This is a genomic window from Streptomyces sp. NBC_00442 (assembly GCF_036014195.1).
Taxonomy (GTDB): Bacteria; Actinomycetota; Actinomycetes; order Streptomycetales; family Streptomycetaceae; genus Streptomyces.
On sequence record NZ_CP107918.1, the window covers coordinates 6,665,637 to 6,681,390 of the forward strand.

Genomic DNA, 15,754 nt, shown 5'->3' on the forward strand with positions numbered 1-15,754 from the left:
TCTTGTAGGTGCCCGACTACCCAAACCTGCCGAGCACGTCCTAGGGTTGCTGTGTGAACGAGCTCGACGTCGTGGGTGTCCGGGTGGAAATGCCCAATAACCAACCGATCGTGCTCCTGCGTGAAGTGGGAGGCGATCGGTACCTGCCCATCTGGATCGGTCCAGGTGAGGCGACCGCCATTGCCTTCGCGCAACAAGGGATGGCTCCTGCGCGGCCCCTGACGCACGACCTTTTCAAGGACGTGCTGGAGGCCGTGGGTCAGGAGCTGACCGAGGTCCGCATCACGGATCTGCGCGAAGGCGTCTTCTACGCGGAGCTGGTCTTCGCCAGTGGGGTGGAGGTGAGTGCCCGGCCGTCCGACGCCATAGCGCTGGCGCTGCGCACCGGTACGCCGATCTACGGCAGTGACGGTGTGCTCGACGATGCCGGCATCGCCATCCCGGACGAGCAGGAGGACGAAGTGGAGAAGTTCCGCGAGTTCCTCGACCAGATCTCGCCGGAGGACTTCGGAACCAACAGCCAGTGAGCACCGGAAACAGGTGATCCGGCGGCCCCGGGAGTGATGACGCGCGCCGCGCGTGCGCCGGAGGAGTTTCGGCGCATTCGAGAAGCTTTTCCCGTAAGAGAGATACGGGAAACCACCCTCAGGGTGATTATCACTCGGCGTGCCGAGTGTGGCGATCGTTGACGCACCCCGAGTGACTGCCTACCGTCGAGTGGGCAGGTCAAGGACGGAGGGTCGGCGTGAGAATGAGCGGCGACGGTACGGCAGGGGGAGCTCCCGGACGAAGTCCGGGGGAGAACGGTCCGTACCCGCTTCACAGCAGTGCGGCCGACCCGACCACCGAAACGATCGGATACCGGGGACCGACGGCGTGCGCGGCGGCCGGCATCACCTACCGCCAGCTCGACTACTGGGCGCGTACCGGCCTGGTCGAACCCAGCGTGCGTCCGGCCTACGGATCGGGCACCCAGCGCCTCTACAGCTTCCGGGACGTCGTCGTCCTGAAGATCGTCAAGCGCTTCCTCGACACCGGGGTCGCGCTGCAGAACATCCGCGCCGCCGTGCAGCACCTGCGGGAGCGCGGGTTTCGCGATCTGGAGCGGATGACGCTGATGAGCGACGGGGCCACCGTCCACGAGTGCTCGTCGCCCGACGAGGTCGTGAGCCTGCTCCAGGGCGGCCAGGGCGTCTTCGGGATCGCCGTGGGCGTGGTGTGGCGGGACGTCGAGTCGGCCCTCTCCCAGCTGCACGGCGAGCGGGTCGACACGGGCGAGACGCTGGTCGGGCACAACCCGGCCGACGAGCTGGCCCGGCGCCGCAACCGGGCGGTCTGACGCCCTGACGCCCTGACGGCGGTGCCGCGGCCGATTGTCAGTGGCGTACGGCAGCATCGGAGATGTGAGAGCCGCGCCGACCATCCTGCATCTGGACATGGATGCCTTCTTCGCCGCCGCAGAGCAGGCGTCGAAGCCCAGCCTGCGCGGAAAGCCGGTCGTCGTGGGCGGCCTCGGACCGCGCGGGGTGGTGTCCACGGCGTCGTACGAGGCGCGGGTCTTCGGGGTGCGTTCGGCGATGCCCATGGCGCAGGCCAGGCGCCTCTGTCCGAACGCGGCGTATCTGGTGCCGCGCTTCCAGCTCTACCGCACGATCAGCGAGCAGGTCATGGAGCTGCTGCGGCGCCTGTCGCCGCTGGTCGAGCCGCTCAGCCTGGACGAGGCGTTCGTGGACCTGGAGGCCGGCGGGGTGGCCTTCGGGTCGGCGGACGCGCGCGAGGCCGGTGAGCGCCTGCGCAGGGACATCCGGGCGGTGACGGGGCTCAGCGGGTCGGTCGGGCTCGCCGGATCCAAGATGCTGGCCAAGATCGCCTCCGAGGAGGCCAAGCCGGACGGGCTGTTCCTCATAAAGCCCGGCACCGAGCGTGAACTCCTGGCCCCGATGCCGGTGCGGACCCTGCCGGGCGTGGGGCCCGCCACCGGGGAGCACCTGCGCCGGGCCGGCATGACCACCGTGGCCGACCTCACCGAGGCGGGCGAGGACGAGCTGGTCCGGCTGCTCGGGAAGTCGCACGGGGCGTCGCTGTACCGGATGGCCGCCGGGTTCGACGACCGGCCCGTGGTGGCCGAGCGGGACGCCAAGTCGGTGTCGGTCGAGGACACCTTCGACGTCGACCTGCACGATCGGGTGCGCATCATGACCGAGGTCGGGCGGCTGGCGGAGCGGTGCGTGCAGCGGCTCCGGGCATCCGGCCACTCGGGCCGGACGATCGTGCTGAAGGTCAGGCGCTACGACTTCTCCACGCTGACCAGGTCCGAGACGCTGCGCGGGCCCACGGACGACCCGGCGGTGGTGCGCGAGGCGGCCGGGCGGCTGCTCGACTCCGTGGACACCACGGGCGGGGTGCGGCTGCTCGGCGTGGGGGTCACCGGGCTCGCCGACTTCACGCAGGAGGACCTGTTCGCGCAGGCGGCTGGGGACCGGGCCGCCCAGCAGGACCCGGCGGCCGAGGCCGAGGAGGCGGCCGTGCCCGTGGCCGAGCCGGAGCCCGTGGAAGACCCGGCGCAGCGCCGCTGGCTGGCCGGACACGATGTGCGGCACAGCCAGTACGGGCCGGGCTGGGTGCAGGGAAGCGGCGTCGGGCGCGTCACCGTGCGCTTCGAGACGCCGACCTCGCTCGTCCCGGGCAGGGTGCGGACCTTCAGGGTGGACGACCCCGGCCTCACGCCGTCGGAGCCGCTGGCCCTGGTCGATCCGGCCGCAGAGGGCTCCCCCGGCGAGGTGCGGCCGGGGGAGGCGGAGCCCAGGGCCGAGCCCAGGGCCGAGCCCAGGGCCGAGGACGGGGGCGGGGAGGGCGCCGAGGAGGGGGTGGGTCAGGCGTCGCCGTTGGCGAGTCGGCCGAAGTCGCGGTCGGACGGCGGCGGGCCGGGTTCGGGGGCCTCGATGTCCAGACCGTAGTGGTGGTAGAGCTGAAGCTCCTGTTCCGGGGAGAGATGGCGGCCCACGCCGAAGTCCGGCGCGTCCTTGATCAGGCTGCGCTCGAAGGGAACGTGCAGCGCCTCGTCGATCACGGTGCTGGGGTCCAGGGGGACGAAGGCGTCCCGGCTGAACAGGCCGGTGCGCACGGCGGCCCACTCCGGTGCGCCCGTCGCGTCGTCGAGGTAGACCTCGTCCACCGTCCCGATCTTGCGTCCATTGCGGTCATACGCCTTGCGGCCGATCAGGCTGCGCGGATCGATGTCGGTCTGCACGGTCCCTCCAATTGGTCGCAACCGGTCAGAACTGCTCCATAAGCACTACAAAAGTGCACATCGTGGGTGTTGGCCACTTGAGCAGTTGAACAAAGAATCGGCTCGGAGCGCGCTGGTAGGCTGGCAAACGGCTGCTGACCCCGTGCGGGAGAGTCCACCGAAGTGCTCACTGAGTGCCACGGCGGACGCCGAAGGAGCAACTCCTCCCCGGAATCTCTCAGGCCCACGGACCGCACGGACGAGGTCACTCTGGAAAGCAGGACGGGGGACGCACGGGCACTGCTGCTCGGGCAAAACCTTTCCTCACCGACGGTGAAAACCGGGTCGCTCCCATGCGCCCGGTGAAGCTCTCAGGTTGAGATGACAGAGGGGGAGGCCGTCCGGGTACCCGCGCCGTGGTGCCCCTCGCAGGTCGTGCGACCAGGAGGCCTCCGTCATGACCGCCAACCGCATTTCGCTCAGCCAGCTGGAGCGTGGCATTCCGTTCGAGCAGCGCCACATCGGGCCCGATGCCGAGGCGCAGGCGAAGATGCTCGCGCAGGTCGGCTACGGCTCGCTCGACGAGCTGACCGCCGCCGCCGTCCCCGAGGTCATCAAGAGCGCCGGGGCCCTGAACCTGCCCGAGGCGCGGACCGAGGCCGAGGTGCTCGCAGAGCTGCGCCGGCTCGCCGACCGCAACCAGGTGCTCGCACCCATGATCGGCCTGGGCTACTACGGCACCTTCACGCCGCCGGTGATCCTGCGCAACGTCATGGAGAACCCGGCCTGGTACACCGCGTACACGCCCTACCAGCCGGAGATCTCGCAGGGCCGTCTCGAAGCGCTGCTCAACTTCCAGACCATGGTCGCCGAGCTGACCGGCCTTCCGACCTCGGGCGCGTCCCTGCTCGACGAGGGCACCGCCGCGGCCGAGGCCCTCGCGCTGTCCCGCCGGGTCGGCAAGGTGAAGGGCGGGGTCTACCTGATCGACGCCGACACCCTGCCGCAGACCGTCGCCGTGATCCAGACGCGCGCCGAGCCGACCGGCGTCGAGGTCGTCGTCGCCGACCTGAGCGACGGCATCCCGGCCGAGATCGCCGACCGCGGCGTCTTCGGGGTGCTGCTCCAGTACCCGGGCGCCTCCGGCCAGGTCCGTGACCTCAAGCCGGTCATCGACCGGGCTCACGAACTCGGCGCGATCGTCACCGTCGCCGCCGATCTCCTCGCGCTCACCCTGCTCGCCTCGCCCGGATCTCTCGGCGCGGACATCGCGGTCGGCACGACCCAGCGCTTCGGCGTCCCGATGGGCTTCGGCGGACCGCACGCCGGGTTCATGGCCGTCCAGGAGAAGTTCGCCCGCAGCCTGCCCGGTCGCCTCGTCGGCGTCTCCGTCGACGCCGACGGCAACAAGGCCTACCGCCTGGCGCTGCAGACCCGCGAGCAGCACATCCGCCGCGAGAAGGCCACCAGCAACATCTGCACCGCCCAGGTGCTGCTCGCCGTCATGGCCGGGATGTACGCGGTCTACCACGGCCCGGACGGCCTGAAGCAGATCGCGCAGCGCACCCACCGCTACGCCGTGCTGCTGGCCGAAGGCCTGAAGGCCGCCGGGGTCGACGTCGTCCACGAGGCCCACTTCGACACCCTGACCGTGCGCGTGCCCGGCAAGGCCGCCGAGGCCGTCGCCGCCGCCCGCGAGGGCGGGGTCAACCTGCACCTGGTCAACGCCGACACCGTGTCCATCTCCTGCGACGAGACCACCACCCGGACCCAACTGGCCGCGGTCTGGGCCGCGTTCGGGGCCGACGCCGATGTGGAGGCGCTCGACGCCGCGACCGCCGACACCCTGCCCGCCGCTCTGCTGCGCAGCGACGAGTTCCTGACCCACCCGGTCTTCCACCAGCACCGCTCCGAGACCGCGATGCTGCGCTACCTGCGCAAGCTCGCCGACCGCGACTACGCGCTCGACCGCGGCATGATCCCGCTCGGCTCCTGCACCATGAAGCTGAACGCGACGACCGAGATGGAGCCGGTGACCTGGCCCGAGTTCGGGCAGATCCACCCCTTCGCGCCGGTCGAGCAGGCCGCCGGCTACCTCACGCTCATCCGTGAGCTGGAGGAGCGCCTCGCCGAGGTCACCGGATACGACGCGGTGTCCATCCAGCCCAACGCCGGTTCGCAGGGCGAGCTCGCGGGTCTGCTCGCGGTCCGTGCCTACCACCGCGCCAACGGCGACACGCAGCGCACCGTCTGCCTCATCCCGTCCTCCGCGCACGGCACCAACGCCGCGAGCGCCGTGATGGCCGGCATGAAGGTCGTCGTCGTCAAGACCGCCGACGACGGCGAGGTCGACGCCGACGACCTGCGCGCCAAGATCGAGCAGTACCGCGACGAGCTCTCGGTGCTGATGATCACCTACCCGTCCACGCACGGCGTGTTCGAGGAGCACGTCGCCGACATCTGCGCCCAGGTCCACGAGGCCGGCGGCCAGGTGTACGTCGACGGCGCCAACCTCAACGCGCTGGTGGGCCTGGCCAAGCCGGGCAAGTTCGGCGGCGACGTCTCGCACCTCAACCTGCACAAGACGTTCTGCATCCCGCACGGCGGCGGCGGCCCCGGCGTCGGCCCGGTCGGCGTGCGCTCGCACCTCGCGCCGTACCTGCCCAACCACCCGCTCCAGCCGACCGCGGGCCCGGCCACCGGTGTCGGCCCGATCTCGGCCGCCCCGTGGGGCTCGGCCGGCATCCTGCCGATCTCGTGGGCGTACGTACGTCTCATGGGCGGCGAGGGGCTCAAGCGGGCGACGCAGGTCGCCGTGCTCGCCGCGAACTACATCGCCAAGCGCCTGGAGCCGCACTACCCGGTGCTCTACACGGGCCCCAACGGTCTCGTCGCGCACGAGTGCATCGTGGACCTGCGCCCGCTGTCCAAGGCGACCGGCGTCAGCGTCGACGACATCGCCAAGCGCCTGATCGACTACGGCTTCCACGCGCCGACCATGTCGTTCCCGGTGGCCGGCACGCTGATGATCGAACCCACCGAGTCCGAGGACCTGGGCGAGATCGACCGGTTCTGCGACACCATGATCGCGATCCGCGGCGAGATCGAGAAGGTCGCCTCCGGCGCCTGGCCGGCCGACGACAACCCGCTCGCCAACGCCCCGCACACCGCGGCCGCGCTCGGCGGCGAGTGGAACCACGCCTACAGCCGTGAGGACGCCGTCTTCCCGGCCGGTGTGTCGGCCGCCGACAAGTACTGGCCGCCGGTGCGCCGCATCGACGGCGCCTTCGGCGACCGCAACCTGGTCTGCTCCTGCCCGCCGCTCGACGAGTACGACCACTGATCCCACACATGCGTAAGGGCCGGTTCGGGGTGTGTTCCCCGGGCCGGCCCTTGTGTTGTCCGTGCCGGACGCGTCCGCGGGGGACCCGTCCGTACGGGAACTGCCCGTACGGGGCCGCCTAGGCGGCCGTCGCCACCTGTTCCGCCGTGAGCGGCCGGTGCGGGGCGATGATCTGCCCGTCCGGCAACAGCTCACCGGTGTCCTCGAAGAGCAGGACGCCGTTGCACAGCAGGCTCCAGCCCTGCTCCGGGTGGTGTGCCACGGGCTTCGCGGCTTCCCGGTCGGCGGAGAAGGCTGTCGGGCAGGCTGGCAGGTGCTGGCACATGGATGCGTTCTTTCGCTGCGTCGTGGTGAGTGTGCTGCGGCTCGATGCGTTGTTCATGGCCGCCCCCCGTAGTCAGTCGGTCGGTCCGATCCCAGTGTTGCCCCACGGGCGTCAATCCGCAGGGATTTCGCGGCAGCGCTTCCTACTGCTTAATGACGTATCACCCGTGCGGACGGTTCAGCTCAACTGGCCTGTCTTTTCGGGTGGTTCGCAGTGGCCCGAGAGAACTAGCCCGTATGGCGCAGGCGGCGCGTACGCAGCATAGACACACCAGGCCCCGCGACCGCACCGGTCGCGGGGCACATTTTTTCGCGCGGCGGTCGCAGCGGCCGCGGACGTGGGGTCAGGCCGGCTGCCCGAGCAGCGGAGCCGGGGCCAGGCGCAGAGTGAGGACGGGGAGGAGTTCGCTGACGCGCAGCGGGCGGTGGGAGCAGATGCCGGGCGGGGCGGGAGCGAGCGGCACGAGGAGGTCGTGGGGCGCGGGAGCGCCCGATGCGCCGTCGGCGGTGGTGTCGCCGTGCAGCCACAGCGTGAGCATGTAGAGCTCGGGGATCGAGAGGAGCCGGGGCTGGTAGTGGGTGGCGAGGAGTTCGGCCTGGCGCAGGGCGCGCCCGGTCGAGGCGATGTAGGGGCCTTCGAAGAAGTGCGAGAAGGTCCAGCCGTCCGGCGTGAGCCGGGTGTCCGCGGCGGCGACCGGGCGGTCGGGGTCGCTGATCAGGAAGCGCCATCCGGCCAGCCGGGTGCGGGCGGTGCGGCCGCCCGATGTGATCCCGTCCAGGACGTGGAGCGGGAGCGGGAGTTCGGGGGTGAGCGGGCCGGGGGCGGAACGGAGGGCCGGGGTGCGGGCCTCACGGACGGCGGTGGGGGAACCGAGTGCCGCGAGGACGCTGCGCAGGGCGGGCGCGGGGGCCGGGGGGACATGCAGCGGCATGGTGGGTCGCCTCTCACTTTCGGAGACACGGTGATACGTGGGCAGGGCGGACGGCGCTGTCTGCGGTGCGGGGCGGGGGCAGAGGGGGGCCGACGAAAGATGGCCGGGGCGCCAACTCTCTGCCTCGTTTGCAGAGTTTATACGACACGTGTTCACACGGTGTTTCGGCTAGCTGTCGGCCATATTGCCCGCAAGTCGGTATCAGGCCCTCCTGTGCGGGTGATTTGCCCGGGGAAATGTCCGCATCGGCGCTCCGACCTGGAAAGGTTCCCGCCCGGTGGTCGGCCGAAACTCGTCGGTGTTTTTCACTATTGCCGACAGGCAGGTAACTGCCCGTTGCCGTATGCCTGATGAATGTGCCGCGGGCCGCTGCGTCCGACGGTACTCTCCCGACGCCGCCCGCGCAGGCGTTATAGATCAGTCAGCCTGGGCATTATCGACCATGACGCGAGCGGCCGGTGTCGCTGGCTGCCCATTCGAGGAGGGACCCTTCGATGGGGGAGAAGGTCGTGGCAGGCGGATTCGACCTGTCCGATCGGCACCGCTACCGATCCAAGCTGCAGGAGTGCCTGGAGGGGCTGGGGATGCTGCTGGACCAGAAGCGGTTCGACCGGCCCAGGAACCTGATGGGGCTTGAGCTGGAACTGAATCTCGCGGGTCCCGACGGTATGCCCCGCATGATGAATGCCGAGGTGCTCGAACGCATCGCGAGCAGGGATTTCCAGACCGAGCTCGGAATGTTCAATCTGGAAGTGAACATCGCCCCGCACCGGCTCGGCGGCCGCGTATTCGATCAGCTCGCGGAGGAGTTGCGGACGGGGCTCGGGTATGCCGACCGCAAAGCCGCCGAGGTCGACGCCGGCATCATCATGATCGGAATTCTGCCGACCCTGGTCCAGGACGACCTGGTGTCCGCGAACCTTTCCGACGTCGATCGCTACACCCTGCTCAACGATCAAATCGTGGCGGCCCGCGGCGAGGATTTCACCCTCGACATCCAGGGCGTCGAACGACTCCAGTGCACCTCGGCGTCGATCACCCCGGAAGCCGCCTGCACGTCCGTCCAGTTGCATCTGCAGGTGACGCCCGCACGGTTCGCGGCGGTATGGAACGCGGCGCAGGCGGTCACGGCCGTCCAGATCGCTGTGGGAGCCAACGCGCCCTTCCTGTTCGGGCGGGAGCTGTGGCGCGAGTCGCGTCCGCCCCTGTTCGAGCAGGCCACCGACACCAGGCCGGCCGAACTGCGCGCCCAAGGGGTGCGCCCGCGCACCTGGTTCGGGGAACGCTGGGTCACCTCCGCGTACGAACTCTTCGAGGAGAACCTCCGCTTCTTCCCGCCGCTGCTGCCGATCGTCGACGAGGAGGAACCGCTGCGCGTCATCGCGGACGGCGGGGTGCCGCAGCTCAAGGAACTGGTGCTGCACAACGGCACGATCTACCGCTGGAACCGGCCGGTGTACGGGATCGCCGACGGTGTGCCGCACCTCAGGGTGGAGAACCGAGTGCTTCCGGCCGGTCCCACCGTCAGCGACGTGCTCGCCAACGCGGCCTTCTACTACGGCCTGGTGCGGGCCTTGGCGGAGGACAGCCGGCCGGTGTGGACGCGGCTTCCCTTCGAGTCCGCGGCCTCGAACTTCGACGCCGCGTGCCGCTACGGCATCGACGCCGAGCTCCTGTGGCCGGCGCCGCGGCGCGGCGCCGGCGTCACCCGGGTGCCCGCGGTCAAGCTCGTGAGCGAGGAGCTGCTGCCGCTGGCCGCGGCCGGCCTCGACGCATGGGGGGTGGAGGCGGCCGACCGTGACCACTACCTCGGCATCATCGAGGAGCGGTGCCGCCGGCGCGTCAACGGCTCGTCCTGGCAGGTCGACACCTACCACCGGGCCCTGGCCGCGGGCCTGGGCCGCGAGGCCGCCCTGTCCGCGACCACCCGGCGCTACCGCGAGCTGATGCTCGAGGGCGAGCCGGTCCACACGTGGCCCACGGGTTTCCCCGGCCCGCAGGCCCGGCACGGCTGACCCGGCGCCCGGCACGGCCGCGGACGGGGGTTGCCGGGGCCCCGGCAGGGCGCGCCCGTGCCGTCCCGCGGGTTGCCGGGGCCGCGGTCACGGCCGGTGTCAGCCGCCCTGCGCCTGGCCAAGCGCCGTGATCGCCTTGAGGATCACGGCCTGGATGTCGGCCGGGTCGTTCACCTGGTACCCGGTCCCACCGGTCGCCTGTGCGATCTGCCGCACCTCGTCCTTGTCGGCCCGCGGGCCGACGGCGATGGCGATCAGCGCCACCGGCTTCGCCGGATCCCTGAGCTTTTGCAACGCGGTGACGAGGCCGTCCAGCGAGATGCTCCCCGGGTCCTCGTTGGCGCCGTCGGTGAGCAGCACCACGGCGTTGAACTTGCCGCCGGCATACGTCGAGGTCGCCTCCTTGTACGCGGCCAGCGTCGTGTCGAAGAGGCCGGTCGCTCCGCCCGGCACCGGCTGCAGCGCACCGAACGCCCGCGTCAGCTTCTCGCGCTGGGTGCGCCCGCCGCCCGCCGGATCGCCGAGCCGGGCGGTCGGCACCAGCCGGCGGTAGTCGCGCGATCCGTCGAGGTGGGTGGCGAAGTCCCACAGGCCGATCTCGTCGTTGGGGGTGAACTGCGAAAGCGCCTGCATCAGCGAGGACTTGGTGACGTCCATGCGGGAGCGGCCGCCCGAGCCCGGCACCGGGTCGGCCATCGAACCCGAGGCGTCCACCACCGTCGTCAGGCGGGCGCTCTGCACGGTGATCGTCCACATGCCGAGCGCGTCCTGGAGTTCCTGGGCCGACGGAGGCTCGGCGCTCGCGCTCGCGTACGGCTGCGGAGCACGGGCCCCGGCGGCCGAGGCGACCGGGTCGGCCATCTGCTGCCCCGCCGTGCGAAACCCCTGCCCGGCCAGGACCCGCAGGGAATCGGGGTCGCCGAGCAGCGTCATGAAGCGCATCGCGGCCCGGCTCTCGTTGGTGCTCATCCGTGTCTCGCGGACCATCGTGTACGGATAGTCGAGCTGCGGCGCGCTGTCCGTGGGGTAGAAGAGGCGCAGACCCTTCGCGGTGCCGTGCTGGGCGTTGTAGGCGAAGGCCGACTGTTCGGACAGGACGAGGGCCTGGTTGCGATGTGGGTCGGCCGAACCGTCCGGGGCGAGCGTCTTCACCGCCCGGCCGTCGTCCGCGGAGACCCGCTGCGAGAGGACCTTGGCGAGGGCGGCCGTTCGCGTGTCGCCGTCCGGTCCGCCGCTCGCCGCCGATTTGGCGATGCAGCTCAGGGCCAGCAGCCCGGAAGCGCTGCGTGCCGGGTCGGCCGAGCCGAGGCGCAGCTTGTCGTCCTGGGTGGTGGACGTGGCCAATTCGGCCCAGGTGTAGGTCTTTTGGGGCCACGCGAGAGACGCGGCCGCCGAGGGCACCACGGCCAGGGCGACCGGCGACGCGGCGATGTGCCCCGCCGTCACCACCCCCGCCGACTCGCCGGCGTCCTTCGCCCGGTCGACCCACAGCGACGCGTCGGGTATCCACACCGAGAAGTCGGGCTTGGCTGCGGAGGCGAACGATGCGGCGACCTCGTAGGAATCGCGGGCGCTCACCCGTACGTCCATGCACGAGCCGTCCGAGGTGATCTTCTGCGCGCGAGCCCGTTCGGCGACGGCCCGGACGGCCGGGGCGATGTCGGGCGAGGCGACCAGATCGAGCCGTACCGCGGAGGCCGCGCAGGAGCGGCGGAAGGAGAGCAGCCCGCGCTGTACGGCGATGGCGGTGCCCCCGGCCACGGCCATGACCAGGACGGTGGCGAGGGCGACCGTACGGCGCCGGGCGGCCCCGCTGCCGTGTGTCGCGGCGTCGTCGGGCAAGCTGTGACGTCCCATGGCGGTGGTGCCCCTCCTTGAATTTTGAACAAGGAAAAGGGAGACCACACCATCGCAATGGCGCCCGTCCCCCGGCCTGTCGCGCGCGATCTTCGTAATGTCCTTCGAGACCCTAGCGGGGCGGCGGTGGGGATGGAACGGGATTCGTCAACTGGAGGCAGGTGTGCAGGTGGAGGCCGAGCGCGTGGCTGATTCTCTTCCCGAGGAGGGGAGTTCACCGCAGATCCTGCGGTCCGAGACCGTGCTCGTGCTGGCGCTCTCGCTCGGCGCGAGCGGTGTGTCGGCCCTGATCAGCTTTGTCGGATCGCTCACCAAGCCCGGCGGCCTCAAGCACCAGGCGGCCAACCTCAACACCTCGTACGCCCCCGGGCGGCCGTGGCTCGATCTCGCCTGGCAGCTCTTCGGCATCGCGACGGCGCTGGTGCCGGTCGCACTGGTGGCGCACCTGCTGCTGCGCGAACGGGCCGGCGGTCTTCGGGTGATCGGCTTCGACCGGACGCGGCCCTGGTCGGACCTCGGCAGGGGTGTCCTGATCGCCGCCGGGATCGGGAGCGCGGGGCTCGCCTTCTACCTGGTGGCCCGTGCGGCGGGCGGCAATCTGACCGTCGTGCCCGAATCGCTGCCCGGCGTGTGGTGGAAGTATCCGGTGCTGGTTCTGTCGGCGCTCCAGAACTCCGTACTCGAAGAAGTGATCGTCGTCGGCTATCTGCTGCGCAGGCTCGGCCAGTTGGGGTGGACCCCCATGGCGGCGCTGGTCGCGAGCTCCGTGCTGCGCGGCTCCTACCACCTCTACCAGGGCATCGGCGGCTTCCTCGGCAACATGGCCATGGGGGTGGTCTTCGTCCTGCTCTACCGGCGCTGGAAGCGGGTCGGCCCGCTCGTGGTGGCGCATGCGCTGCTCGACATCGGTGCCTTCGTCGGATACGCACTGCTCGCGGGCAAGGTGAGCTGGCTGCCCACGATGTGAGGCGGCGCTGGGGAGTGTCTTCGACGTGGCGTCGTCCGCCCGCCGGCCGGACGGGACGGTGAAGACACGACCTAGGGCGCGGTCAGCAGCTCGCCGTCGATGACGGTCACCGCCCGGCCGGTCAGCAGGGTGCGCACGCCGCGCACCTCGGTGCGTACGCGGCCGGAGCGGGGCGAGGCCTGGAGGCCGGTCAGTTCCGTGCGGCCCAGGCGTGCCGACCAGAACGGTGCGAGCGCGGTGTGGGCGCTGCCCGTCACCGGGTCCTCGTCGATGCCGACGTTGGGGAAGAAGCACCGCGACACGTAGTCGTAGCCCTGCGCCGGATCCGCCGCGGCGGCCGTGGCGATGATGCCGCGCCTGGAGTGCCGCCCCAGCGCGCGCGGATCGGGCGTGAGGGCGCGTACGGCCTTCTCGTCCGGGAGTTCCACGAGCAGGTCGCCGATGTCGGCCGAGGTGTCGTGGACCGAGACGATGCGGGCGCCGAGCGCTTCGGCCAGCCCGGCCGGAACCGCCTCCTCCGTGAGCGAGGAGGTCGGGAAGTCGAGCGTGATCGTGCCGTCGGCGGCCGCGGTCGCCGTGAGGAGGCCGCAGCGCGCGGCGAACCGGACCGTGCCGCTCGCGGCCCCCGTGGAGTGCAGGACGTGCGCCGTCGCCAAGGTGGCGTGGCCGCACATGTCGACCTCGGCGGCCGGGGTGAACCAGCGCAGCGCCCAGTCGGCCCCGCCGCCCGGAGGCAGGGGGTGCGCGAAGGCGGTCTCGGCGTGGTTGACCTCGCGGGCCACGTCCTGGAGCCAGTTGTCGGCCGGGAAGGCGTCGAGCAGCAGGACTCCGGCCGGGTTGCCGGCGAAGGGGCGGTCGGTGAAGGCGTCGACGATTCGGATGCGCATGCCTGGCACCGTACGGGAGGCGAAAAAGCGCGCGCCAAGGCCAATTCGCGATGACTGGACCGCGTGCGTGTCGTGACGTGCGGCCGGTCCGATGGCGCCGGACCGGCCGGGCGACGGTGAGGGTCGGGTCAGGCGGTCAGCGGAACCGCGTGGACCTCGTCGGCCGGGTGCCCGGCCCGCTCGTGAACGCGCCGCACGGCCTCGGCCGACGGCGCATCGGACAGGCAGTACACCGTGCCCGACTCGGGGTCGGCCCACGCCTTCTCGAAGTGCACGCCCTCTTCCTTCTCGATGGCGAGGTCCGCCCTGTGAGCCTGGGCCAGCTGATCGGCCGTGATGCCGGCCATGCCGTGGTGGACGTCCATGAACCGGGACATGGCGTCGCACCCCCTTCTGGATCCGCGGGGCGTTCGGAACCGGCGAGTCGGCGCCAGCCCCGCTCCTTCCACCCTGCGCCCGAACCGCCGCCGGAGCGACCGGGCCGGGGCCCGGACATGGCAGCGGACCGCGAAGTCGTCGTGCCACTTGCCAAGCGTAATTCACCGATATATCGTTGACGCATCGCGACAGATCAACGATGGAAGGAACGAAATCATGCGTTCACATGGACACGGACAGCACGGACCCGGCCATCACGGTCGGGGTGACTTCGAGGGGCGTCGCTCCGCCTTCGGGCCGTTCGGGCCCGGCTCCGGCGGGGGACCGTGGGGCGGTGGGCCGTTCGGCCCCGGCCGCGGTGGCCGGGGCGGCCCGCGGGGCAGGGCGCGGCGCGGCGATGTCCGCGCGTCGATCCTGGCCCTCCTGAAGGACCGGCCGATGCACGGCTACGAGATGATCCAGGAGATCGGCGAGCGCAGCGGCGGGGCCTGGAAGCCCAGCCCGGGTTCGGTCTACCCCACTCTTCAGCTCCTGGAGGACGAGGGTCTGATCACCAGCGAGAGCGAGGGCGGCAAGAAGCTGTTCACGCTCACCGACGCCGGGCGTACGGAGGCCGAATCGGGAGCCGAGGCTCCTTGGGAGGACGCCGGGCGCGGGGTCGACTGGGAGGCCATGAACGAGATCCGGCAGGCCGGCTTCGGCCTGATGGAAGCGTTCGGGCAGGTCTGGAAGACCGGCTCCGCGGATCAGCGCCAGAAGGCGCTCGCCGTCATCAACGACGCCCGCAAGAAGCTGTATCTGATCCTGGCCGACGAGGGCTGAGTCCCCGCCGGAGCGAAGCCCCGCGGCCGCCGCCCGCGGGGCTTCGCGCGTTGGCGCGCTGGCCCGCGGTCAGGCGGACGGGCCCGCGGCGTGGGCCGGTCGGTCGGGCGGGCCCGGTCAGGCGCACAGGCCCCCGAGCTTGCGCAGCGACTCGTTGAGTGCGGCCGTCGCCGAGTCCTTCAGCTTGCCCGCCATGAGGGAGACCGCGGCCCCCGTGAACTCCCCGTCGACGCGGACCGTGGTGGCCGCGCCGTCCGGAATGACCGTGTAGCGGTTCATGACGTTCACGCCCATCGGCCCCTTGCCCCGGATGCCGAACACCCGGCCGGCCTCGAACTCGTCCACCGTCCACGCCACTTCGGCGGGGAACCCCATGAGCTTCATGTTCTCCGCGTAGGTCGCGCCCAGCTCCAGCGCGTCGGGGCCGCCCGCGGGGAAGTTCGTGTGGGTGGCGTTCCACTCGCCGTACGAGGAGAAGTCGGTGAGCTGTGCCCAGACCTTCTCGGCCGGAGCCTCGATGCGTGCCTCCGCGCTGACCTCGGCCATGCGACCACTCCTTCGTGGGGACTGTGACGGGGACGTGTCGCGGAACGTAGCGGCAGCGGGGTGAACATTCAATACTGATGAACCGTCAGATCTTCTGGATCTCCATCGCCCAGATCTGGGCGGAGTCGAACACGTCGGAGGCGCGCGGGCGCGCGGACTCGTCGTGGCAGTGGAACGCGGCCCAGAACAGGTCGCCCGGGAGCGCCTCGCGGGGCGCGTACACCCGGTACACGTACTGCAGTCCGTCCTGGGCGAGAAGGGCGACCATCCAGCACATCGGCGCTCCCTCGGCGGGCGGGTGGGGACGGCTGTGGCATGCGTCCAGTCATGCGTCACCGGGAGGGACGAGCCCGGGTGCGGGCATGGTTGCGCCGGGGGCCGCGGGAGCGCGTCGGCGGCGGCGTGCCGGAAGGTTGCCCTGACGGGGAAGATTCGCGTGATCTCATCCGTAAGG

General features: G+C 71.0%; 15 protein-coding genes and 1 riboswitch. Of the genes, 7 read left to right on the forward strand and 8 right to left on the reverse strand.

What is annotated here, in order from left to right:
* Window positions 1-53 precede the first annotated feature (53 nt).
* The 3 genes from OG432_RS29895 (at window position 54) to OG432_RS29905 (ending at window position 2,957) form a co-directional block, all read left to right on the forward strand.
* On the forward strand, window positions 54-527 hold the full coding sequence (locus OG432_RS29895) for a bifunctional nuclease family protein (RefSeq protein ID WP_267054329.1): 474 nt from the start codon (window positions 54-56) through the stop codon (window positions 525-527).
* Window positions 528-751: 224 nt separating this feature from the next.
* Entirely contained in the window at window positions 752-1,339 is a 588-nt protein-coding gene (locus tag OG432_RS29900) for a MerR family transcriptional regulator (RefSeq protein WP_328314055.1), read from the forward strand.
* A 64-nt stretch (window positions 1,340-1,403) separates the two neighbouring features.
* Window positions 1,404-2,957, forward strand: coding sequence for a DNA polymerase IV (locus OG432_RS29905; RefSeq protein ID WP_328314056.1), 1,554 nt, complete (start codon window positions 1,404-1,406; stop codon window positions 2,955-2,957).
* On the opposite strand, the gene OG432_RS29910 is transcribed toward OG432_RS29905, so the two are convergent.
* Window positions 2,873-3,250 (reverse strand): PRC-barrel domain-containing protein, encoded by a 378-nt coding sequence (locus OG432_RS29910; RefSeq protein WP_328314057.1) that lies wholly within the window; start codon window positions 3,248-3,250, stop codon window positions 2,873-2,875. The two genes, OG432_RS29905 and OG432_RS29910, sit on opposite strands and share 85 nt — an antisense overlap.
* 135 nt (window positions 3,251-3,385) lie before the next feature.
* Window positions 3,386-3,493, forward strand: a riboswitch (glycine riboswitch).
* Between the two features lie 193 nt (window positions 3,494-3,686).
* On the opposite strand from OG432_RS29910, the gene gcvP reads away from it, so the two are divergent.
* On the forward strand, window positions 3,687-6,572 hold the full coding sequence (gene gcvP / locus OG432_RS29915; protein WP_328314058.1) for an aminomethyl-transferring glycine dehydrogenase: 2,886 nt from the start codon (window positions 3,687-3,689) through the stop codon (window positions 6,570-6,572).
* Between the two features lie 118 nt (window positions 6,573-6,690).
* Here the strand turns inward: gcvP and OG432_RS29920 are convergent, their stop codons facing one another.
* Complete coding sequence (locus tag OG432_RS29920; RefSeq protein ID WP_328315300.1) at window positions 6,691-6,897, reverse strand: DUF5999 family protein; 207 nt, start codon at window positions 6,895-6,897, stop codon at window positions 6,691-6,693.
* Window positions 6,898-7,240: 343 nt separating this feature from the next.
* Window positions 7,241-7,828: a hypothetical protein gene (locus tag OG432_RS29925; RefSeq protein ID WP_328314059.1), complete on the reverse strand. Its 588-nt coding sequence runs from the start codon at window positions 7,826-7,828 to the stop codon at window positions 7,241-7,243.
* A 494-nt stretch (window positions 7,829-8,322) separates the two neighbouring features.
* Between OG432_RS29925 and OG432_RS29930 the strand changes: the two genes are divergently transcribed.
* Window positions 8,323-9,843 (forward strand): glutamate--cysteine ligase, encoded by a 1,521-nt coding sequence (locus OG432_RS29930; RefSeq protein ID WP_328314060.1) that lies wholly within the window; start codon window positions 8,323-8,325, stop codon window positions 9,841-9,843.
* 99 nt (window positions 9,844-9,942) lie between these two features.
* Here OG432_RS29930 and OG432_RS29935 read toward each other — a convergent pair whose 3' ends face one another.
* Complete coding sequence (locus tag OG432_RS29935) at window positions 9,943-11,700, reverse strand: substrate-binding and VWA domain-containing protein (RefSeq protein WP_328314061.1); 1,758 nt, start codon at window positions 11,698-11,700, stop codon at window positions 9,943-9,945.
* 184 nt (window positions 11,701-11,884) lie between these two features.
* Between OG432_RS29935 and OG432_RS29940 the strand changes: the two genes are divergently transcribed.
* Window positions 11,885-12,667 (forward strand): CPBP family intramembrane glutamic endopeptidase, encoded by a 783-nt coding sequence (locus tag OG432_RS29940; protein WP_328314062.1) that lies wholly within the window; start codon window positions 11,885-11,887, stop codon window positions 12,665-12,667.
* Between the two features lie 71 nt (window positions 12,668-12,738).
* Here the strand turns inward: OG432_RS29940 and OG432_RS29945 are convergent, their stop codons facing one another.
* Window positions 12,739-13,554, reverse strand: a complete 816-nt coding sequence (locus OG432_RS29945; protein ID WP_328314063.1) for a PhzF family phenazine biosynthesis protein — start codon at window positions 13,552-13,554, stop codon at window positions 12,739-12,741.
* A gap of 128 nt (window positions 13,555-13,682) precedes the next feature.
* The gene (locus OG432_RS29950) at window positions 13,683-13,931 is read right to left on the reverse strand and encodes an SCO4226 family nickel-binding protein (protein ID WP_328314064.1); all 249 of its coding nucleotides are present in this window, start codon (window positions 13,929-13,931) and stop codon (window positions 13,683-13,685) included.
* A 217-nt stretch (window positions 13,932-14,148) separates the two neighbouring features.
* On the opposite strand from OG432_RS29950, the gene OG432_RS29955 reads away from it, so the two are divergent.
* Window positions 14,149-14,754: a PadR family transcriptional regulator gene (locus OG432_RS29955; RefSeq protein ID WP_328314065.1), complete on the forward strand. Its 606-nt coding sequence runs from the start codon at window positions 14,149-14,151 to the stop codon at window positions 14,752-14,754.
* A gap of 117 nt (window positions 14,755-14,871) precedes the next feature.
* Here OG432_RS29955 and OG432_RS29960 read toward each other — a convergent pair whose 3' ends face one another.
* Window positions 14,872-15,300 (reverse strand): type II toxin-antitoxin system Rv0910 family toxin, encoded by a 429-nt coding sequence (locus OG432_RS29960; protein ID WP_328314066.1) that lies wholly within the window; start codon window positions 15,298-15,300, stop codon window positions 14,872-14,874.
* Window positions 15,301-15,385: 85 nt separating this feature from the next.
* A complete protein-coding gene (locus OG432_RS29965) occupies window positions 15,386-15,577 on the reverse strand; it encodes a hypothetical protein (RefSeq protein WP_328314067.1) in 192 nt (63 codons plus the stop codon).
* Window positions 15,578-15,754: the final 177 nt, after the last annotated feature.

What these genes read in the sequence shown, in the direction of transcription:
- OG432_RS29960 (WP_328314066.1), bottom strand. Translation starts at nt 15,300, where the DNA reads ATGGCCGAGGTCAGCGCGGAGGCACGCATCGAGGCTCCGGCCGAGAAG.
- OG432_RS29900 (WP_328314055.1), top strand. Translation starts at nt 752, where the DNA reads ATGAGCGGCGACGGTACGGCAGGGGGAGCTCCCGGACGAAGTCCGGGG.
- gcvP (WP_328314058.1), top strand. Translation starts at nt 3,687, where the DNA reads ATGACCGCCAACCGCATTTCGCTCAGCCAGCTGGAGCGTGGCATTCCG.
- OG432_RS29925 (WP_328314059.1), bottom strand. Translation starts at nt 7,828, where the DNA reads ATGCCGCTGCATGTCCCCCCGGCCCCCGCGCCCGCCCTGCGCAGCGTC.
- OG432_RS29955 (WP_328314065.1), top strand. Translation starts at nt 14,149, where the DNA reads ATGCGTTCACATGGACACGGACAGCACGGACCCGGCCATCACGGTCGG.
- OG432_RS29945 (WP_328314063.1), bottom strand. Translation starts at nt 13,554, where the DNA reads ATGCGCATCCGAATCGTCGACGCCTTCACCGACCGCCCCTTCGCCGGC.
- OG432_RS29920 (WP_328315300.1), bottom strand. Translation starts at nt 6,897, where the DNA reads ATGTGCCAGCACCTGCCAGCCTGCCCGACAGCCTTCTCCGCCGACCGG.
- OG432_RS29930 (WP_328314060.1), top strand. Translation starts at nt 8,323, where the DNA reads ATGGGGGAGAAGGTCGTGGCAGGCGGATTCGACCTGTCCGATCGGCAC.
- OG432_RS29935 (WP_328314061.1), bottom strand. Translation starts at nt 11,700, where the DNA reads ATGGGACGTCACAGCTTGCCCGACGACGCCGCGACACACGGCAGCGGG.
- OG432_RS29965 (WP_328314067.1), bottom strand. Translation starts at nt 15,577, where the DNA reads ATGTGCTGGATGGTCGCCCTTCTCGCCCAGGACGGACTGCAGTACGTG.
- OG432_RS29950 (WP_328314064.1), bottom strand. Translation starts at nt 13,931, where the DNA reads ATGTCCCGGTTCATGGACGTCCACCACGGCATGGCCGGCATCACGGCC.